This window comes from Curtobacterium sp. MCBD17_028 (assembly GCF_003234875.1).
GTDB lineage: Bacteria > Actinomycetota > Actinomycetes > Actinomycetales > Microbacteriaceae > Curtobacterium.
The window spans coordinates 25980-44945 of sequence record NZ_QKTQ01000021.1; the positions used below are offsets into that span (position 1 = coordinate 25980).

The 18966-nt window shown below is 70.7% G+C and carries 18 protein-coding genes; 9 read left to right on the forward strand and 9 right to left on the reverse strand.

Annotated elements, in window-relative coordinates; translation table 11 throughout:
• Positions 1 to 28 precede the first annotated feature (28 nt).
• Positions 29 to 937 carry an alpha/beta fold hydrolase gene (locus tag DEI86_RS15255; protein ID WP_181439813.1) on the reverse strand — a complete coding sequence of 303 codons (909 nt, stop codon included), beginning with the start codon at positions 935 to 937 and terminating at the stop codon, positions 29 to 31.
• A 100-nt stretch (positions 938 to 1037) separates the two neighbouring features.
• On the reverse strand, positions 1038 to 1619 hold the full coding sequence (locus DEI86_RS15260) for a TetR/AcrR family transcriptional regulator (protein ID WP_220037278.1): 582 nt from the start codon (positions 1617 to 1619) through the stop codon (positions 1038 to 1040).
• Positions 1620 to 1687: 68 nt separating this feature from the next.
• Between DEI86_RS15260 and DEI86_RS15265 the strand changes: the two genes are divergently transcribed.
• Entirely contained in the window at positions 1688 to 3100 is a 1413-nt protein-coding gene (locus DEI86_RS15265) for an MDR family MFS transporter (RefSeq protein ID WP_258376577.1), read from the forward strand.
• A 60-nt stretch (positions 3101 to 3160) separates the two neighbouring features.
• Here the strand turns inward: DEI86_RS15265 and DEI86_RS15270 are convergent, their stop codons facing one another.
• Entirely contained in the window at positions 3161 to 3610 is a 450-nt protein-coding gene (locus tag DEI86_RS15270) for an ester cyclase (RefSeq protein ID WP_111010936.1), read from the reverse strand.
• 109 nt (positions 3611 to 3719) lie between these two features.
• On the reverse strand, positions 3720 to 4082 hold the full coding sequence (locus DEI86_RS15275; RefSeq protein ID WP_111037131.1) for a DUF4267 domain-containing protein: 363 nt from the start codon (positions 4080 to 4082) through the stop codon (positions 3720 to 3722).
• Between the two features lie 107 nt (positions 4083 to 4189).
• Here DEI86_RS15275 and DEI86_RS15280 point away from each other — a divergent pair, with 107 nt between their 5' ends.
• Complete coding sequence (locus tag DEI86_RS15280) at positions 4190 to 4735, forward strand: TetR/AcrR family transcriptional regulator (protein ID WP_111050080.1); 546 nt, start codon at positions 4190 to 4192, stop codon at positions 4733 to 4735.
• 86 nt (positions 4736 to 4821) lie between these two features.
• Here DEI86_RS15280 and DEI86_RS15285 read toward each other — a convergent pair whose 3' ends face one another.
• The gene (locus DEI86_RS15285) at positions 4822 to 5757 is read right to left on the reverse strand and encodes a LysR family transcriptional regulator (protein ID WP_111010939.1); all 936 of its coding nucleotides are present in this window, start codon (positions 5755 to 5757) and stop codon (positions 4822 to 4824) included.
• Between the two features lie 68 nt (positions 5758 to 5825).
• Here DEI86_RS15285 and DEI86_RS15290 point away from each other — a divergent pair, with 68 nt between their 5' ends.
• Positions 5826 to 6713 carry a DMT family transporter gene (locus DEI86_RS15290; protein WP_111050089.1) on the forward strand — a complete coding sequence of 296 codons (888 nt, stop codon included), beginning with the start codon at positions 5826 to 5828 and terminating at the stop codon, positions 6711 to 6713.
• 134 nt (positions 6714 to 6847) lie between these two features.
• Here DEI86_RS15290 and DEI86_RS15295 read toward each other — a convergent pair whose 3' ends face one another.
• Positions 6848 to 7591 carry an SDR family NAD(P)-dependent oxidoreductase gene (locus DEI86_RS15295; RefSeq protein WP_111026377.1) on the reverse strand — a complete coding sequence of 248 codons (744 nt, stop codon included), beginning with the start codon at positions 7589 to 7591 and terminating at the stop codon, positions 6848 to 6850.
• An 82-nt stretch (positions 7592 to 7673) separates the two neighbouring features.
• Between DEI86_RS15295 and DEI86_RS15300 the strand changes: the two genes are divergently transcribed.
• Positions 7674 to 8123 carry a MarR family winged helix-turn-helix transcriptional regulator gene (locus DEI86_RS15300; RefSeq protein ID WP_111014044.1) on the forward strand — a complete coding sequence of 150 codons (450 nt, stop codon included), beginning with the start codon at positions 7674 to 7676 and terminating at the stop codon, positions 8121 to 8123.
• 146 nt (positions 8124 to 8269) lie between these two features.
• On the opposite strand, the gene DEI86_RS15305 is transcribed toward DEI86_RS15300, so the two are convergent.
• Positions 8270 to 10078: an adenylyl cyclase gene (locus DEI86_RS15305; RefSeq protein ID WP_111050081.1), complete on the reverse strand. Its 1809-nt coding sequence runs from the start codon at positions 10076 to 10078 to the stop codon at positions 8270 to 8272.
• A gap of 301 nt (positions 10079 to 10379) precedes the next feature.
• Here DEI86_RS15305 and DEI86_RS15310 point away from each other — a divergent pair, with 301 nt between their 5' ends.
• Entirely contained in the window at positions 10380 to 11198 is an 819-nt protein-coding gene (locus tag DEI86_RS15310) for an SDR family oxidoreductase (RefSeq protein ID WP_111050082.1), read from the forward strand.
• A 93-nt stretch (positions 11199 to 11291) separates the two neighbouring features.
• Here the strand turns inward: DEI86_RS15310 and DEI86_RS15315 are convergent, their stop codons facing one another.
• Positions 11292 to 12263, reverse strand: a complete 972-nt coding sequence (locus DEI86_RS15315) for a phosphotransferase family protein (RefSeq protein WP_258376578.1) — start codon at positions 12261 to 12263, stop codon at positions 11292 to 11294.
• Positions 12260 to 13327: a LacI family DNA-binding transcriptional regulator gene (locus DEI86_RS15320; protein ID WP_111026381.1), complete on the reverse strand. Its 1068-nt coding sequence runs from the start codon at positions 13325 to 13327 to the stop codon at positions 12260 to 12262. The genes DEI86_RS15315 and DEI86_RS15320 overlap by 4 nt, the downstream gene beginning before the upstream one ends.
• Before the next feature lie 153 nt (positions 13328 to 13480).
• Between DEI86_RS15320 and DEI86_RS15325 the strand changes: the two genes are divergently transcribed.
• Genes DEI86_RS15325 through DEI86_RS15340 form a run of 4 tightly spaced genes read left to right on the forward strand, consistent with a single transcriptional unit; the run spans position 13481 to position 18628 of the window.
• Positions 13481 to 14785 (forward strand): ABC transporter substrate-binding protein, encoded by a 1305-nt coding sequence (locus tag DEI86_RS15325; RefSeq protein WP_181439814.1) that lies wholly within the window; start codon positions 13481 to 13483, stop codon positions 14783 to 14785.
• Entirely contained in the window at positions 14782 to 15732 is a 951-nt protein-coding gene (locus tag DEI86_RS15330) for a carbohydrate ABC transporter permease (RefSeq protein WP_111050085.1), read from the forward strand. Before DEI86_RS15325 ends, DEI86_RS15330 begins: the two co-directional genes overlap by 4 nt.
• Positions 15729 to 16694, forward strand: a complete 966-nt coding sequence (locus tag DEI86_RS15335) for a carbohydrate ABC transporter permease (protein ID WP_111026383.1) — start codon at positions 15729 to 15731, stop codon at positions 16692 to 16694. The genes DEI86_RS15330 and DEI86_RS15335 overlap by 4 nt, the downstream gene beginning before the upstream one ends.
• Complete coding sequence (locus DEI86_RS15340) at positions 16691 to 18628, forward strand: beta-L-arabinofuranosidase domain-containing protein (RefSeq protein ID WP_111050086.1); 1938 nt, start codon at positions 16691 to 16693, stop codon at positions 18626 to 18628. The genes DEI86_RS15335 and DEI86_RS15340 overlap by 4 nt, the downstream gene beginning before the upstream one ends.
• The last annotated feature ends 338 nt before the right edge of the window (positions 18629 to 18966 follow it).

The following is an 18966-nucleotide window of genomic DNA, read 5'->3' on the forward strand; positions in this document are numbered from 1 at the left end:
CGCCGGTCGCCACGCGCGCTCCGCCCGCTCACTCGGACGCGAGGAACGCCGCGACCGCCGCGGCGACCTGCTCCGGTGCGCCGTGGTTCCACGGGCCGTCGTGGCCGAGCCCGTCGAGCTCGACGTGCTGTGCGTCCGGGAGGACCGTGGCGACTCTGCGGGCCGCCGCGCGCAAGAACGCGGGGCTGGCGGTCCCGGAGACCACCAGCACGGGCTTCCGGACCGTCACGTACTCGTCGAGGCGTCCGTCCACCTGCGCGACGTCGTGGAAGTCGTACCGGACGCCGGGCAGCAGCGACCGGAACGTCGGACCGCCTCGCCGGACGACGGCGTCGACCGCGATGACGAGCCGCGCCGCGACGCGGGCGATGACGCGGGGCATCCGGCGGATGACGGCCGGCGCGGTCTCGGCGACGAGGAGGGAGTCGATGAGTGCGCTGGCCAGGTCGCCGCGCTCGATCTCCCCGGCGAGCCGGCGGACCCCGGCGCGGTCGATCCCGTCCTGGTAGAAGGGCGGCTCGTAGACCGCCGCCGCACGGACCCTGGGCAGGGTGCGGGCCGCTTCGAGGGTGATCACGGCTCCGGAACTCAGACCGAAGACGGCTGTCGCGCCGGTCGCGGCGAGGACCGCGTCGACGTCCTCGACGTCGCGGGCGATGTCGTGGTCGGCGCTGTAGGGGCGAGGGCTCAGGCCGCGCCCGCGCCGGTCGACCGAGTGGACCGTGTACGCGGTCGACAGCACTGCCGCGAAGCGTCGGTAGGCCTGCACGTCGGCCATCGCACCCTGCACGAGGATGACTCCGGGGCCCCTGCCCTGCGAGAGGAACCCGATCGCCGTGCCGTCGGCCGACGTGACGGTCCGCGTGACGACATCGGTCCGAGCCCGCGAGCTCCCCGCGCCGGTGCCGCCCCGTGCGCCGACCACCACGTACGTCATCCGTCCTCCAACTCCTCGCCACGATTCCCGCATCAGCATCAGCATCAGCATCAGCATCAGCATCAGCATCAGCATCAGCATCCGCGTCGGGCGCATGCTGTCACCCCCGCACGAGCGGGAGCCAGATGTCGTCCACGATCTCCACGATCCGGCGGTCCGGCAGTGGCTTGAGCGACATCACGAGGTCGTGTCGGACCAGGTCGGACGGCAGCGAGGCGACCCCGTCCGGCCAGTCCCGCGCCGGGATCTCCCCGCGGGCGGCGGCCCGCTCGAGCATCACCCGACCGATGCTCGAGCGCCCGCCCAGCAGTCGTTCGCGGAGGTCCGCCGGCGACAGTCCGGTCTCGGCGTTGATGCTCGCCATGTAGACGCTGATCGCGGCCATGAACCCCGAGCGGTATGCGTTGAAGTCGCGGAGTGCGTGCAGGACGTCGCCCCGGAGCGAACCCGTGTCCACGAGCTCACGCCGCGAGAACAGACCGCCGTGCTGCAGTGCCGCGAGCACGAGGTCCACCTTCGCGGGCCAGCGCCGGTAGAGCACCGGTTTCGACGTGCCTGCGCGTGCTGCGACGCCCTCGAAGGTGAGCGCGGGGTACCCGACCGCCTGCAGCTCCTCCCACGCGGCGTCGAGCAGGGCCTCCTCGAGCTCGGGTCCGCGGCGACGCGTCTTCACAAGATCCACTTGCGTATCTTACCGCGGACGGATACGGTCGTGCTCGTTAAGAAACGCTCGCGTATCCAAGGAGCATCGTGGACCGGAACCTCTCCAGACTCGCCATCGCACTCGTCGTCGGGGCGATGGCACCGCTGTTCGACTCGACGATCGTCAGCGTCGCCCTGCACACCCTGAGTCACGACTTGCGCGTCAGCGTCGACACGATCCAGTGGGTGAGCACGGGCTACCTCCTCGCGATGGGCGTCACCGTCCCGATCGTCGGGTGGCTGCAGAACCGTGTCGGCGGGCGCCGCCTCTGGATGGCGTCGCTCGTCGTGTTCCTCGTCGGCAGCGTCCTCTGCTCGCTGGCGTGGGACGTCAGCAGCCTCATCGGGTTCCGGATCGTCCAGGGCGTCGGCGCCGGCGCCATGATGCCCCTGCTGACGACCCTGCTGATGCAGGCGGCGGGCGGCCGGAGCGTCGGGAAGCTCATGTCGATCGTGTCGCTCCCCACCGCCCTCGGCCCGATCCTCGGTCCGGTCATCGGCGGACTCATCCTCGGTGCCGGAAGCTGGCCGTGGCTGTTCTGGGTCAACGTGCCGTTCGCCGTCGTCGGTCTGGTCCTCGCCTGGCGGTTCATCCCCGCGGACGGCCCCACCGGCAAGGCCAGGCTCGACGTCGTGGGGCTGGTGCTCCTCTCGCCCGCCGTCGTCGGCATCCTGTTCGGGCTGAGCAACGCGAGCCGGACCGACGGGTTCGCCCGCTTCGACGTCTGGGCGCCACTCGGTGCCGGCCTCCTGCTCCTGGTCGCGTTCTGTCTCTGGGCAACGCGCCGCCGCGACGCCGCCCTCGTCGACCTCGCCTTGCTCCGACACCGACCCCTCGCCGCCGCCGCGACCCTGATGTTCCTGATGGGCGCTGCGCTCTACGGCGGCATGCTGCTGCTCCCGCTGTCGTTCCAGGAGCTGCGCGGCGCGGACGCGCTCGATGCTGGGCTCCTGCTCATCCCGCAGGGCGTCGGGTCCCTGCTCAGCCGCTCTCTCGCCGGGCGGCTCACCGACCGGATCGGTGCTCGCACCGTCGCGATCGTGGGCTTCGCGATCGTGCTCCTGGCGACGATCCCGTTCGCCTTCGCCGACGGATCGACCAGCTCATGGTGGATCGGACTCGTCCTCGTGGTCCGCGGCCTGGGGCTCGGCGCGGTGATGATCCCGATCATGGCCGTCGGCTTCGTCGGACTGGCCCGCCCGGAGATGCCGCACGCCAGCACGATCACCCGCCTGTCACAGCAGCTCGGTGGCGCATTCGGTACGGCGGTCCTCGCGGTCGTGCTCGCCGGTGCCGCAGCCGGGAACGACGCGGCTGCGGCATTCCAGGAGGCGTTCTGGTGGGCGATCGGGGTCACCGCGTTCGCCACGGTGATGGCGGCGCTCCTGCCGGGACGCCGACCCGTGCCGCCGGCGCCCGGCACGCTGGCCCCGCAGCCGGCCGGAGCGTCGGTCGAGTGACACGAACAGGAGGGCACGAACGCACCCGGTGCGTTCATGCCCTCCTGTTCCCGGCGCGGCTCAGCCCCAAGCAGCGGGCGTGGGCGCGTCGACAGGGGCGTTCAGCTGGGCCATGAGGCCGGCGAAGTCCTCGAGGTGCCAGGTGGCGACGATCCTCCCGTCGCGGACCTGGTGCATGTCCATGGTGCGCATCTCGATGCGCTTGCCGGTGGGCCCGTGACCCATGAACGCGCCCTGATGCGTCCCCGAGACGGTGTTGCGGACAGCGACCCTGTCGCCCTGGACGATGACGTCCTGGTGCTCGACGCTGTAGTCCGGCATCGCGTGACGGAACAGCGCGATCTGTGCGGCCATGCCGGCCGGGCCCTGCTCCTGCCCCGAGGCGAGGGGGAGGTCGATCCAGTCCGCCGCCAGGACCTCGTCGTACACGGAGGTGTCACCAGTGCGGAAGGGCTCGTAGAAAGCCAGGACGATCTCGGTGGTGGTGTCGTGCTCGTTCGTGGTGCTCATGGGGTCCGGACCTTTCGTGGCGGTGGTGTGGGTGTTGGTGGTGGGAGAGATCAGGCGGCGGAGTGGGTCGACCGGCCGCCGGGCCGCCTCGGACGATGCGGCGCCGAGGTCACGCGAGTGCCAGGACGAGGCCGGCGATGACGAGCAGCAGCGCCGTGGCGCCGTGGACGCTGAGGGCCTGGCGGAGGGTGCCGCCGTTGGTGACGACGATGATCGCGTCACCGATCGGGGTGATCGCCGCAGCGAGGAGCGCCCAACCGAAGACGTGCGGTCCGGCGACGGCGAGGACGACCAGGGGCACGATGCCCGAGGTGATGTCGCGGACCCCCTTGATGCTCGTGAATGCGCGCCGACGGTCCTCGGCGACGCCGAACCCCGCTGTGGCGATCGCCGGCGCGATGAGGAAGCGGCCGCCGATGAAGAGGATGAAGAGGCATCCGGCGATGGCGACGGAGAAGGCTGCGATGAACACGAGTGATTCCTTTCGGTGTTAGGTAACGCTGATCTGCAATGACCGTAGCGCTTCTCGCCGACGATGTCTACCGGTGTTATCTAACTTCGCTCTGCTACTCTCGGAGCATGTCCCCACGACCAGCACCGGACCTCGACCACCGGCGCGACGAGATCGTCAGCGCCGCCCGCCGCGTCGCGGAAGCCGAAGGGTGGGAGGCGGTGACGATGCGCCGTCTCGCTGCCGAACTCGGTGTCACGCAGCCCGTCATCTACTCCGCGTTCGCCGGAGGCCGGCAGGCGCTCATCGACGCCGTGGCCCTCGACGGCTTCGGCGAACTCGCGGCAGCACTCGAAGCCGCTCCTGCCGAGCCGTTGCCGCGGATGCAGGCGTACCTCGACTTCGCCGTCGGCCGACCCCGTCTCTACGAGGCGATGTTCTCGATGCCGTCCGGGCTCGAGTTCGGCTCGGGGTCCGTTCCCGATGCGCTCGGACGTGGGTTCGCCGCGATCAAGGCGGCGTTCCCCGCTCCGGACGACACGGCGGCCGAGGTCGCGTGGGCCACGGTCCACGGGCTGGCGACGCTCGAGATCGGCGGGCGCCTCCCAGCGGTGCGATCGCGTGCCCGGCTCGACCACGCCCATCGAGTACTCACCGGGAGCTCGGGCCTGTGACGAACAACGCGAGGCGCGCCTCCGCGCTCTGCGGCGTCGCCGTGGCCATCAATGCTGCGGCCCGGCCCCGCTCCGGAGACCTCGACTCAGGGACCAACTGACGGTCGAGATCCAGCGGCTGACAACGGGAACGGACCACCCACTCGACGGTCGTTCGTACCGGAGATCGGATCGGCGAGGAGCCCCCGAGCCTTCTCGATCAGCGCAGCGAGGGCGGGAGGTGCCGACGCTCTTCGCCACGCCATCAGCACTTCGATCGGGGGAGCGTCGCGAACGAGCCGGAACGTGACCCCGGTTCGAGCGTGCAGTGCGGCAGTGGCCTCCGAGGTCATCCCGGTCACCTGACCGGCGGCCACCAGCGTCAGCCAGTCGTCCACGTGCCGGGTGTCACGGAACGCCGCCGGGGCCGAGATGCCTGCCCAGAGGTCGGCTGTTGTGGTCCCGGTGCGCAGATCGATGCCGACGGTGCGGCCAGCGAAGTCGGCCAGGGTGACGCTCCGGCGTCGCGACAGGGGATCGTCGGAGGCGAGGGCCGCGAAGCGTCGCTCTGTGCCGATCGGAGCCGAGTCGAAGCGAGGATCATCGACAGGACGACGCAGGATCGCGACGTCGACGCCGCCCTCGGCGAGCCCCGCGGTCGGGGTGTTGCTCTGCACGAACGAGAGTGCCGGCTCGAGGTGCTCTGCCGCCCATTCGCGCTGGAACCTCGTCGTGTGTCGGCCGAGGGCCGACCATGCATACCCGATGCGGACCTCGGTGCTCGCGCGCGGAGTGAGGTCGCGCAGCGATTCGACCTCGTCGAGGATGCGGCGGGCGTGATCGACCACTCGTCGTCCCTGCGGCGTCAGCTCGAGCGAGCGCGTCGTCCGGCGCACGAGCGAGAAGCCGAGCGCCGCCTCGAGGGCTTGCACCGCTCGTGAGACAGAGGCCTGCGAGACGTGGAGATCGATGGCCGCGTCGGTGAAGGTCCCGGTCGACACCAGCGCCACGAGTGCGCGCAGCTGAACCAGAGTCACGTCCATGCGTCCAGCGTATAGATCGTCGTGGTCTGCATTTCCCGATCGCGCAGCCGCGAAGCACTGTGTTCACCATGACGGGAGAAGTGGTGACATCGAGCGGTTCGGTCAAGGTGCCGGGAGGGGCGGTCCTCGCCCTGCTCGGCAGTGCCGTGAGCAACCAGGTCGGAGCGGCACTGGGGGATCTCGCCTTCGCTCGTGTCGGGCCGCCGGGCGTCGTGGCCGTGCGGCAGCTCATCGCCGCGATCTCGCTCACCGCCCTCGCGCGACCGAACCTCGCCCGGATGTCGTGGGCGCAGTGGTGGCCTGCGCTGTCGCTCGGTGGGGTGTTCGCCGTGATGAACCTCAGTCTGTACACCGCCATCGGGCGGATCGGGCTCGGCCTCGCCATCACGCTCGAGTTCCTCGGACCGGTCACCGTGGCCCTGGTCGGTGCACGGTCGTGGCGGGTGGCCGGTTGCGCGGTGGGTGCGGGCGCGGGTGTGGTCCTGTTGGTGTCTCCCGGTCCGTCGACCGACTGGATCGGCGTCGCGCTCGCCTGCACCGCGGCCTTGTGCTGGGCCGCGTACATCGTGCTGAACCGGGTCGTGGGGAGCCGGCTTCCGGGCCTCCAGGGACCTGCCGTGGCGAGTTGCGCGTCTGCGCTGGCCTCCCTGCCGATCCTGCTGTCGCTGCTCCTGACCGGGCGGTTCGACGTCGCCACCAGCGTGCTCTGCACGGCAGTCGGCGTCCTCTCGTCTGTGGTCCCCTACGCCACCGACGTGGTGGTGCTCCGTCGGATCCCTCAGTCGTTGTTCGGGATCGTCATGAGCCTCAACCCGGTCGCCGCTGCTGCCGTGGGGCTGATCGTGTTGGGGCAGCAACTCGCTCCGTGGCAGTGGGGCGGGATCGTGTTCATCGTCGCCTCTGACGTCGTGGCCGTGGCCAGGTCCGGACCTCGTTCCCGTCCTCGCAGCCGCTGAAGCCCCTCCTGTGCGGCGACATCGCCACGAGGGATCGGCAGGGGCGGGGAGCAGCAGGTGCTTCGCTCGAGCCCGTTCGACGAGCACGTCCCTCTCCCGGCTCGTGGCCCGGAGAGGGACGTGGAGCAACGCGCTCAGGCCGTCTGCGTCAGTTCGGTCACGAGCGCGCGGGCCTCGCCGCTGGAGCCCAGGGGCACGGCACGGCTGGGGACGTCGGCGGCCCGGGAGAGCGCGATGGCCACGTCGCCGACCTCGCCGGCGGACACCTGCTCCGGCTCGCCATCGACGAATCGGGTGCGGACGGGGCCGAGGACCAGGGCGTGGATCCTGCGGTCCGGCGTCTCGGCGGCCAGGACGCGTTGCATCATCAGCAGCGCGGCCTGCTCCATGCTCACCAGCCCGCTCCCCGGGACGGGGAACGTGGCGGACTGGCCGACGACCACGGTGTACGCGCCGAGTCCGCTCAGCCGCGGCACGATCGCCCGTGCCAGCGCCATGTGCGCGGTGGCGAGGCCGGTGAACGCGGCCCCCCAGTCGTCCTCGCGGATGCCGGTCAGGGGGCCGCCCTGCCACCATCCGCCGACCGGCACGACGACGTCGTCGATCCCGCCGAGCCGCTCGGTCATCTGTCGGCCGAGCTCGTCCGCTCCGATGAAGGAGGTGTAGTCGTGCGTCGGGAGGTGCAGCAACGGCGAGACCCCGAGATGGCCGAGTGCAGCGCGCAGCTCCGTGCCCCGCTCGTCCGAGCGAGTGGGAACGACGACATCGGCGCCGGCATCGAGGAACGCGCGGACGACACCTTCGCCGACGCCGCCGGTTCCGCCGGGGACCAGGACGCGCCGACCGGCGAGTGAAGCGGGGGATGGGGTGAATGGCATGAGAACTCCTTGGTCCGACCAATGTTGGTGGCACCAACGCTAACACCGATTCGTTGGCCGTACCAACTGATAGTCTCGGTGCATGTCGGTTGATCCTCGACCTCCTCACGCGCTCCGCACCCTCGTCAGCTGGCAGGCCGCACGGGTGGCGACGATCGGTACCCGCCTGACCGCTGCGCGCATGCCGCTCGAGGCGCGTTCGGACTTCGCGGTGCTGTCCGCGCTGCAGGAGTACGGCCCGCTGAGCCAGGCGGACATCGGCAGGGTGCTGGGTCTGGACCGCAACAACGTCAACGGCATCGTCGTCCGGCTCGACGCCGACGAGTCCGTGCTCCGGACCCCCGACCCGGCGGATCGACGGCGGAACATCGTCACGATCACGGCGAACGGCGGGGAACGACTCGCCGATCTCCGAACGCAGGCCGACGCCGTGCAGGACGAGCTCCTCGCAGCACTGTCCCCCGCCGATCGCGACGCTCTCGTCCGCCTCCTCGGCGATGTGCTGGCAGCCCATCCGGCGCAACCAGCGTGACGTCGTCCTGACGGTCCCGCGGGGGAGGCGCGGAGAGCGCCCTCGAGCCGGTCGCGCGCTCGTCGAATCCGGCACCACGACCGCCGAGCCACCGATGGCCGGGAGCGTGTGCTCCCGGCCATCGGCGTTCGATGGTGCCCTGGACCTTACTGAGCGGTCCCGTTGGTGTAGGTGGTGACGGTCTGCGGCTGCCCCGTGTTCGCGCTCGTGGCGGCGGGCCCCTGGCCGTCGATCACGTGGTCGATCGTCCCGGCGTTGCTGTTGAGCGCGACGGTCGTGAGGTCGTGCATGACGACCCCGGGCGTGTTCGGCACCTCGAACGACTGCGTCGCGTGGAGCGTCGGGTCGACGTTGGTGTAGATGTAGCTGCCGAGGCCCCACGCTTCGTGCGTCCGGACGTCGTCCGCCACCTTGTACGCGGCGTACCCGTTCACCCCGTCGTGCTGCCACGCGGCCTGGTTCGGGGCGTCGTACGGGAGCTCGTTCTGGAAGAACACCGTCCGACCGCGCTCACCGTTCCAGATGACGTTGTCCTTCTGGTAGTGCTCGACGAACAGGCCGGTCGCGGTGACGTCATCCCCGTTCACGACGACGCCGGTGTCGGCCGTGTTCACGGTCCACCCGACGGAGCCCGCCACGCCGTGGTCAGCACGCCAGGCCCAGATGTCGTCGAGGATCGTGTCGTCGCTGTTCACCTCGAGGCTCGTCGTGGCCTTGCCGACGTGGGGACCGCCGACGCGGAAGAAGACGTCCTGCAGCGCGGTGGGGTCCGTGGCGCTCGCCACGTGCTTGCCGCCCTTGTCGTGGCCCGTGCCGACGCGGAGCAGCGCTGGGGAGTTCACGGCACCGGCATCGAACGTCAGGCCGGCGATGTCGACGCCCTGCACGTCGGCGACGGTCATCGGGACGGCGCCGTTCTGGGCGGTCAGCGTGGCCATGCCGAGCCCGAGGACGACCGTGTCCGCTCGCTTGACGGCGATGCTCTGTGCGACGTCGTAGACGCCGGGGGTGACGAGCAGGTCCTTGCCCTGTGCGAGTGCGGAGTTGATCTTCGCGATGGAGTCCGACGGGTGGGCGACGAAGAAGCTGCTCAGCGGCAGCGACTGCCCGGGCGTGTGCCCGGTGGCCCACGTCGTCCCCGCCGAGTTCGTTCGCGCGCTGGGCACGAACACCCGGTAGGCGCCGTTCGCGTCGACGTAGAGGTACGGCTTCTCGCGCGATGCCGGTGTCGTCGCCAGCGTCGTGTAGGGCTGCTGGGGGAACGACTGCGCCGGCGCGTTGACGTCGCCGGAGAACACCTGGTTCCACACGCCGTTCGACCAGCCGGCGCCGAGGTCCGAGTTGCGGACGTAGAACTGCTGCTGCGATCCGTTGAGCGCCCCGCCCTGCAGTTCGGAGTCGGCGACGAATCCACCGCTCGCGTAGTTCGGGTTCTCGCAGTACGGCATGAACGTCGTGTAGTCCTCGACGTGGACACGGCGCATCGGCGCCGCCTGGGACACCGCCCACATCTCGCTGCCCGTGTGGCACGCGTCCGCGGTCGGGACGACGTGGATCGTCAGGTTGGAGACCGATCGCCAGAACGTGTCGAGCGCGCCGCTGCCGTCGGTACCGGTCGCGGTCACGCCCCCGTTGATGGTGACCCCGGACGGGTCCTGCCCGAGACCGTCGACCTCGGTGTAGTAGCCCACGCGGATGTCGAGCGGGTTCGTGCTCGATCCGTACGTTCCGGGCTCGAACAGCAGCGCGTACCGCTGCGTGCCCATCTCGTTGGCGGACTGTTGCGCGAAGATCGCGTCGACCTTCGCCTGGATGTCGGCCTGCGGCATGTCGGGGGAGAACACGACGACGTTCGGCCCGAACGCCGAGGACGGCGGGTTCGGTGCAGCGACCGCGGTCTGGGTGGTCGCGAGGACGCCGAGGGTGGCGGCCCCGACGGCGATCGCGGCACCCACGAGGCGACGGCGTGACCGCCTCGTCCGGAGCGTGTGTGTCGGTGAGGAGGGCATCGTTGACCAGCTTCCGTTGCAGCGGCGGCATCGCCGTCCGCCCGCGGACAGCAGTGTCCTCGGGGCGGGCGCCATCGGCCGCCTGGGTGAAGAGTGTGAGCACTGTATCAACGCCCTGGTCGGGACGGACACCGGTCGGCTCCGAGGACCAGCGCCGGAGTGGGCAGCGGCAGACGCAGCAGCCCGCCTGAGTGCCGTCCCCGGAGCCGGAGAACGATGGAGGCCCTGACCACGAAGGAGAACACGTATGAGCAAGGTCTGGTTCATCACCGGCGCGTCCCGGGGCTTCGGACGTGAGTGGGCGGAGGCCGCCCTGGAACGCGGCGACAGCGTCGCCGGGACCGCCCGCAACCCGGACGACATCGTCGCACTCGCCGAGCAGTACCCGGACACGTTCCTCCCGATCCGTCTCGACGTCACCGACCGTGACGCCGACTTCGCGGCGGTGCAGCAGGCGGCCGAGCGCTTCGGGCGCCTCGACGTGGTCGTCAACAACGCCGGCTACGGACAGTTCGGGATGATTGAGGAGATCAGCGAGCAGGAGGCGCGCGCCCAGCTCGAGACGAACCTGTTCGGGGCCCTCTGGGTCACCCAGGCGGCGCTCCCGGTCATGCGCGAGCAGCGGTCGGGCCGCATCATCCAGGTGTCGAGCATCGGCGGGATCAGCGCGTTCCCGATCACCGGCATCTACCACGCGTCGAAGTGGGCGCTCGAGGGGTTCAGCCAGTCGCTGTCCCAGGAGGTCGCCGGCTTCGGCATCACGGTCACCCTGGTCGAGCCCGGCGGGTTCTCCACGGACTGGTCCGGCCCGTCGTCCTCGACGAGCGCCGAGATCGACGCCTACGCCGACGTCCGGGAGGCCCGCAACGCGAGCCGTGCCGCGGCCAGCGCGGGCGACCCGGCCGCCACCCGTGGGCCGATCCTCCGGATCGTCGACGCCGAGGAGCCGCCGCTGCGCGTCTTCTTCGGGTCGGCGCCGCTCGGGATCGCCGAGAAGGACTACGCGAGCCGACTCGAGACGTGGCGCGCATGGCAGCCGGTCGCCGAGGAGGCGCACGGCAGCTGAGCGCCGGTGCCCCGGCGCGGTCCTCCACGCCGCGCCGGGGCTGTGCAGGCTGACCGGTCACCGCGTGGTGCTCCTGATCAGGAGGCTCCCGACCTACCAGACGAGTCCGTCGAGATGGTCGTGACCGGACAGCAGGTGGGCGACGCGACCCCACGCCACATCGCGCACCTCGGGGTCGGGATGATGCGCGGCGACCGCGAGCTCCACGAACAGGTCGTGGACGTCCAACCGTTCGCGGAGGTGCTCGCGCTCGAACAGCTCCGGGTAGGCGCCGTGCAGCCAACCGGGGACCTCGGCGAGCGATGGCCGGTCGAGCCCTCGAGCGTCGGGCGTCGGGGGGAACTCGGACGGCCGAGCGCACCAGCGCAGGATCGTGTCGAGCTCGGCGGTCGCTGGCTGCGCCAGTGCCTCCGCGAAGTCGATGATCCCGGTGACCCGGTCTCCGTCGACCATCACGTTGGACCCGTGGAGGTCGCCGTGGACGAGGACGTGGTGCTCGGCCGTGAACAGCGGAAGTCGCTCCCCGATCCAGTGGGCGACGTCCGCGAGCAGGCGCGGGTCATGCGTGGGTGAACGACGGGCGTCCTCGACCAGCTGGAGCATCGCGTGCACGACGGGTGGGTGGTACGCGGGCCACGACCCTCCGTTCAGCGCGTCGGCGAGCCACGGCGGCATCAGGTCGTCCGGTACGGGAACGCCGTGGAGTGCGCGCAACGCGGCTCCGAGGCTCTCGATCATCGCTCGCCGCAGGCTCGGATCGGCCGAGGGCCACGCGTCGTGCAGGGTCCGACCCGGAAGGCGTTCGGAGACGGACCAGGGTCCGTCCGGGCCGTCGCCGTGCGCGATGTGCCGAGCGTGCGGAACGGCACTGCCACTGAGCAGGTCGACGACCCTGGCTTCGTGGTCGTAGGCGTCACGGATCCGTCCGTCGCTCAGTCGGACGACGTACTCGTCACCGACCCAGGCACGGCTCACCCAGCCGGCCTTGAGCAGGTACCGCCCCGTCGGCGGCAGCCCGGCTGCCGCCAACGTGCGCCGCAGCCGCGGGTCGGCCTCGTCGCTCACGTCGACTGCCGTGCCACGAGGAAACAGTCCGCCGTGCGCACGCCGCCCGTGACCTGCTCACCCTGGATCATCCGCATGAGCAGGTCCGCCGCCTGGCGCCCGACCTCCCGGAGGTTGAGGTCCACCGACGTGATGCTCGGCCGCGCGGCGTCGGTGATGACGCTCCAGTTGTCGACGCCGACGACGCCGACCTGGGTCGGCACCACGATGCCCGCCTCACGGAGGCAGTCCACGACGCCTCGCGCGATCTGGTCACTGGTGCAGAACACCCCGTCGAACTGCGTCCCGAGCAACCGGGTCGCGGCCTCGTACCCCCACCGTTCGCTCCACTCGCCGTACATCGCGTCGCCGCTGGCGAGTGTGGCGCCGGCGGCGGCGATCGCCCGCTTCGCGCTCTCGACGCGGTGCGAACTCGCGGTGTGTCGTCGGGCACCCGAGATGACCGCGATCGAGCGGCGGCCCGATCCCAGCAGGTGGTCGATCGCTCGGGCCGCGCCTGCTTCGTCGTCCGGCACGATCGAGACGTCGTCGGGGTCGAGCGACGGCGAGAGCGCGTACACGGCGGGGACGCCGAGCAGCTCGGTGATCGACGGGCGCGGATCGCTCGAGCGCCCCGTCACGACGATGCCGTCGACGCGCTGGTTGAGGAACGTCTGCACGTAGTGCGTCTCGCGGATCGGGTCGCCGCGGCTCTCGGCGAGCAACATCGAGACCTCGCCCGGGCCGAAGGTGTCCTCGGCGCCGGTGAGGATGGGGATGGTGAAGCGGCCGTAGGCGTCCGTCGACAGCACACCCACCAGGAAGGACCGCCCTGGGGCCACGCCCGCCGACCCTGGCGCCCCAGCGAGCCCGCGCATCGGTCGGGCGACCGCACGGTCGGCGCCCGGCACCGTCCGCCCCGGGGCGCGCACCGTCAGTCCCAGCTCCGTGGCGGCCGCGCTGACGCGTTGCCGCGTCTCCTCCGCGATCTGCCCCCGGCCGTTGAGGACCTTGGAGACCGTGCCGACGGACACCCCCGTTCGCGCGGCGACGTCGGCGAGGGTCACTTCACGTCGGTTGACCACTGCGTCCTCCTCCCGCTGCCAGCGTACGGCACACGGCAAACATTGCCGCAATACTGGTCGGATCAGCGCATTGACACGGCCACACCGCGAGCCATAGCGTCAGCAAACACAGCAAATCTTGCGGCAACGGTGCGGCAAGGAGAGATGCGGGAGATGACGATGAAGACATCGATGACGCGGCGGACTTCGGTCGCCGCGGCCGCCCTGACGATCGCGGTGATCGGGCTGGCCGGATGTTCTGCGAGTGGCTCGGCCGGTGGAGGCGGCGATGCGGCGAAGGGCACCGTCACGCTCTGGCAGCGTGACGGCGGTGTCGACCTGACGGACCAGGTCAAGGCGTACGAGAAGGCGCACCCGGACGTCACGGTGAAGATCTCCACGATCCAGGCCGATCAGTACCTCACGAAGCTCGCGAACTCGGCGCGAGCGGGATCCGTGCCCGACCTCGTCAGCTACGACATCGTCAACACGCCGCTGCTCGCGACGCAGGGTCTGCTCGCCGACGTCACGGACAAGGCGGGGAAGCTGCCGGACAAGGGCGACCTCGCTCCGGCTGGCGTCGCGATCGGCAGGCTCGACGGCAAGCAGTACGCCCTGCCGGTGGCACTGACCGGATCGCAGATGTTCTGGAACAAGTCCCTGTTCGAGAAGGCCGGGCTCGACCCGACCAAGCCGCCGACCACCCTCGCCGAGGTCAAGGCCGCTGCAGAGAAGATCCAGGGGCTCGGCGGTGGCGTCACCGGGTTCTCGACCCTCGGCGGCGTCGGGCAGGCGTGGACGGGGTTCCCGAGCGCATGGGCGAAGGGCGGCAGCGTCCTCACCGCGGCAGGGAAGAGCCAGAAGGCCGAGTTCACCAGCAAGAACCTGGTCGGCATGGTCGATTGGTACCAGGACATGTGGAAGTCCGGGCTCATGCAGAAGACCGACGAACCGAACCAGGACCCGGGCAACGTCGGGCAGGAGAACGCCCTGAACGGCAAGGTCGGCATCGTGTTCACCGGCGCGAACACCCTCACCGCGAAGAAGGCCGACTTCGGCAGCGCCGTCGGGATCCCCGGCGTGGACGGCGGTTCTGGTTCCTTCCTCGGCGGTGACGAGATCGGCATGACGGCCGGTGCGAAGAACAGCGACGGTGCGTGGTCCCTCATGAAGTGGCTCGTCAGCTCGAAGAAGGCCGCGCGGATCGATCTCTCGCAGGGCTGGATCGCACCGGACCTCACCGTGGCGAAGAGCCTCGCGACCGACGAGTGGTCGAAGGACATCGTCGACACGCTCGCGATCGGCAAGCTCCCGAAGAGCATCGCCTACAACGCGGTGATCAACGACCCCAACGGTCCGTGGGCACAGCAGTCCCAGAAGGTGATCTTCCAGGGCGCTGACGCCTCGGCGGCCCTCGCGAGCGCCGAGAAGCAAGCGAACGCGCTCATCGGGCAGGCCTACAGCCAGGTCGGGAAGTGACGGCCGTCACCTCCTCGGCGCTCGCCGGGGTCGCGGACGGGCGCATCGGTGCCCGGCCGCGCTCCGCCGGCCGTCGGCGCCAGACACTGGCATGGGTGCTCGTCGCCCCCGCGCTCGTCCTCGCGGTCGTGTTCTTCGTCGTGCCGATGGTGCTGCTCGTCGTGATGTCGTTCTCGAACTGGCCCCTCCTCGGCCGGGTCAGCCCCGCCGGCGTCGGGAACTACGTACAGGCGTTCCAGGACGCGGCGTTCTGGCACTCGCTCGTGTTCTCGCTCCTGTTCACCGTCGTGTCGGTGCCGGTCGGGATGGCCGTGAGCTACGCCGCCGCGACGATGGTCCGAGGTGAGGGGCGGTTCGTCTCCTTCGTCCGGACGGCGTTCTTCATGCCGGTCGTCATCGGGTTCACCGCCGCCGCCTACATGGCGAACGTGCTGCTCGTGCCGGGCACCGGGGCGATCAACGTGCTCCTCCGGTCGGTCGGAGTGACCAACGGGGACACCGCGTGGTTCACGGCACCGGACACGGCGTTCTGGGCGGTCGTCGTCCTGACGGTGTGGAAGTCGATGGGCGTCGCGATGATCCTGCTCATGGCGGGCATGCAGGCCGTGCCGGGCGAGGTGATCGAGGCGGCGAAGATCGACGGCGCCGGATGGTGGCGTCGCGAGGGGTCCGTCGTGTTCCCGCTCGTCCGGCGACAGTTCGCGCTCTGCCTGCTGCTCGCGGTGTCCGGCTCGATCCTCGTCTTCGACCAGTTCTACGTGCTGACCAAGGGCGGCCCGAGCGGCGCGACCACGACGACCGTGATGTACACGTACCAGCAGTCGTTCGTCCGCTACGACCTCGGCTACGGCGCCGCGCTGTCGATGATCCTCACGGTGATCATCCTCGTCATCGCGATCGTCCAGCTGCGGGCGCTGCGGTCGACCAGTGCGGAGGACGAGCGATGAGCACGACGGACGTGACGAAGCGAACGGCAGCGGCGCCTCGACGTGATGCGAGCCGAGCCTCCAGACCGGATGCCGCGAACCGGACCGGACTGCCGCATGCGCCCGCGCGGCGGCGGCGTGGGCCCGACGCGAGTGGTGTCGCCTACGTCGCCATCGGGACGGTGCTCGCGCTCCTGTTCATCGCGCCGGTCGTCTACATCCTGTTCCGGTCGTTCCTGCCGGCCGACGCCGACGCCCGGGGGATCGGACCGGAGTCGCTCGCGACGCTCACGCTCCGGAACTACGGGAAGGTGTTCGACCCGTCGGTGGACCTGCGGCAGAACATCGTCAACTCGTTCGTGGTCGCCATCGCGGTCGCGGTCCTCGTGGCGCTCGTGTCGACGCTCGCCGCCTACGCCCTGTCGAAGATCCGGTTCCGCGGCTCGTCGGTCGTGTTCATCCTCCTGCTCGCGCCGCTCGTCGTGCCGTTCCAGGGACTGCTGACGCCGCTGTCGATCGTGCTCGGCAAGCTCGGGCTGCTCGATTCGCTGGCCGGGGTGGTGCTCGTCCTCGTGACACTCCAGCTCCCGTTCTCGGTGTTCGTCATGCGCAACACCTTCGACGGCATCCCGTCGGAACTCGAGGACGCGGCAGCGATCGACGGCGCCGGCACCGGGCGGATCCTCCGCTCGGTGATGCTCCCGCTGGCGTGGCCAGGGCTCGTCACGGTCGCGCTGTTCGGGTTCATGGCCGGCTGGAACGACCTCCTGAGTTCGGTGACGTTCCTGTCGACGGACAGCAAGTACACACTCCCGCTCGCGCTGTCGAGCATCAGCACGTCCTTCAAGATCCCCGGGGTCCCGGTGATCGACCCCGGACTCCTCACCGCGGTCGCGTGCGTCGCGACCGTTCCGGTGGTCGTGCTGTTCCTCGCCCTGCAGCGCTACTACACCAGAGGCCTCATCGGAGGATCGATCAAATGACAATCACCAGCACCACCACCACGACCACCGAGGGGCGGTCACACCGGCCGCTGCCGCTCGGGAGCATCACGCCACGCGGCTGGCTGCTCGACCAGCTCCGGTTGCAGGCCGACAACATCACCGGGCAGCTCGAGGCGATCTGGCCCGACGTCGGGCCGGACAGCGGCTGGCGTGGGGGAGCGGGGGAGAACTGGGAGCGCGGGCCGTACTACCTCGACGGGCTGGTCCCGCTCGCGCACGTGCTACAGGACGACCGGCTCCTCGCCCTGGCGACGCCGTGGATCGAGTGGATCCTCGCATCGCAGCGCGACGACGGGTTCTTCGGGCCGATCGGCAACGACGACTGGTGGCCGCGGATGGTCGCCCTCAAGGTGCTCACGCAGCACGCGGACGCCACGGGCGACGAGCGGGTGCCGCCGTTCCTCGAGCGGTACTTCCGGCACCAGCTCTCCGCGCTCCCGGGCCGGCCGCTGACCTCGTGGGGACGTGCTCGGGGCGCCGACAACGCGCTGTCCGTGTGGTGGCTGTACGAGCGGACCGGCGACCCGTGGCTGCTCGACCTCGTCGACCTGTTGGCAGCGCAGACCATCCGGTGGGACGACTACCTGGCGAGCGACCTCATCACCGGCCCGGCCCGGACGTTCTCCCACCGGACGCACGGACCGAACGTCGCCATGGGTCTGAAGACGGGAGCCGTCTCGGCGCTCCGCGACCGGGACGTCCGTGGCCACACCGCTCGGACGGAGGCGTCGTTCACCGCGCTCGACCGCTGGCACGGGCAGGCGAGCGGATGGTTCTCCGGCGACGAGTGGCTCGGCGGACGCGAGGCCACGGCCGGCATCGAGACCTGTCAGGTCGTCGAGATGATGTTCACCACGGAGGTGCACGCGCAGGTGTACGGACGCGGCATCGACGGCGACCGGCTCGAGTCGCTCGCGTACAACCTGCTCCCGGCGTCGAGCGACCCGGAGATGCGTGGGCACCAGTACCACCAGCAGGCGAACCAGGTCGAGGTGTCGGTCGGCCGGCGGGAGTGGAGTTTCTCGTCCGACGACGCCGGGATCTTCGGACTCGAACCCCACTTCGGGTGCTGCACGGCCAACCTCCACCAGGGGTGGCCGAAGTTCGTGTCGCACCTGTGGCTGCGCGACGCGGACGGGCTGCGGGTCGTCGCCTACGCGCCGTCCGCGATCGCGACCGAGGTGGACGACGATGCGGTGTCGATCGTCGTGGACACCGAGTACCCGTTCGACGAGACCGTGAGGATCCGGGTCGCGACCTCGCGCACGACGCCGTTCGCCCTGCGGCTGCGCGTCCCGTCGTGGGCGCAGGGCGCCGAGTTGACGGTCGGCGGTGTCCGTGTGGCGATCGGATCGCCGGGGGCCGATGCGGGCCTCCCGGTCGTGGACGGGTACGTGACCCTGGAACGCGACTGGTCGGCGACGGGGGACGTCGTCCTCGTCCTGCCGATGCGGGCCCGGGTCGTCCGGCGCGAGCGTCAGGCCGCCGCGGTGCGGCTCGGGCCGCTGACGATGGTGTACTCGCCGGGAGAGCGGTGGGTGGAGCACGACGGGGCGCCCGGCATCGGCGAATGGGAGGTGCACGCGCGCGGGTCGTGGAACTGGGCGCTCGCCGAGGTCCGGGACGCTGCGGGATGGCGGGTGACCCGCGGTGCAGTCCCGGCTGCCCCCTGGTCGTTGGAGGACCGGCGGCGTGCGCCCGTCGTGCTGCACGCCCCGGGTGCGCGCGCGACCGAGTGGCGGATGGCCGGGGCACAGGCGGACACGCCGCCGTTCAGCCCGGTGCTCGACCACGGACCGGACGACGACCTCCGTCTCGTGCCGTACGGATCGGCTCGGCTGCGGGTCACCGAGTTCCCGGTCATCGGGAACTGGCGGGACATCGACGATCCGGACGAGCCGACGGAGCGGTGACCGGGGCTCGGAGGCGCGAGGGCTGCGCCTCCGAGCCGCCGACGCCACGGGGTTCGAGGTCGTGGTCGATCTGCCGGCGGAGTTCGGCCGGCTGCCGTGCGCCCAGCCGCTCCCGCGCCGCGCCGCCTACCATCGCCCACGTCATGTCCGTGCCCGCCTGCTCCGTCGTCCGCCGCCGGGCACGCCCGTTCCTCGCCGCCGCGACCGCGCTCGTCGTCGCGTCGGTCCTCAGCGCGTGCGTCGGTCCGTCCACGCCGGGAGGCCCGTCGCCGCGATCCTCCCGGCCCGCCTCCGCCTCCCCGTCGCGCGCCACAGGGACCCCGACCTGTCTCTTATAC

Excerpts from the sequence above, each read along its gene's own strand:
- DEI86_RS15255 (WP_181439813.1), bottom strand. The coding sequence starts at position 937 with ATGACGTACGTGGTGGTCGGCGCACGGGGCGGCACCGGCGCGGGGAGC.
- DEI86_RS15270 (WP_111010936.1), bottom strand. The coding sequence starts at position 3,610 with ATGAGCACCACGAACGAGCACGACACCACCACCGAGATCGTCCTGGCT.
- DEI86_RS15280 (WP_111050080.1), top strand. The coding sequence starts at position 4,190 with ATGTCCCCACGACCAGCACCGGACCTCGACCACCGGCGCGACGAGATC.
- DEI86_RS15285 (WP_111010939.1), bottom strand. The coding sequence starts at position 5,757 with ATGGACGTGACTCTGGTTCAGCTGCGCGCACTCGTGGCGCTGGTGTCG.
- DEI86_RS15290 (WP_111050089.1), top strand. The coding sequence starts at position 5,826 with ATGACGGGAGAAGTGGTGACATCGAGCGGTTCGGTCAAGGTGCCGGGA.
- DEI86_RS15295 (WP_111026377.1), bottom strand. The coding sequence starts at position 7,591 with ATGCCATTCACCCCATCCCCCGCTTCACTCGCCGGTCGGCGCGTCCTG.
- DEI86_RS15300 (WP_111014044.1), top strand. The coding sequence starts at position 7,674 with ATGTCGGTTGATCCTCGACCTCCTCACGCGCTCCGCACCCTCGTCAGC.
- DEI86_RS15310 (WP_111050082.1), top strand. The coding sequence starts at position 10,380 with ATGAGCAAGGTCTGGTTCATCACCGGCGCGTCCCGGGGCTTCGGACGT.
- DEI86_RS15325 (WP_181439814.1), top strand. The coding sequence starts at position 13,481 with ATGACGATGAAGACATCGATGACGCGGCGGACTTCGGTCGCCGCGGCC.
- DEI86_RS15335 (WP_111026383.1), top strand. The coding sequence starts at position 15,729 with ATGAGCACGACGGACGTGACGAAGCGAACGGCAGCGGCGCCTCGACGT.
- DEI86_RS15340 (WP_111050086.1), top strand. The coding sequence starts at position 16,691 with ATGACAATCACCAGCACCACCACCACGACCACCGAGGGGCGGTCACAC.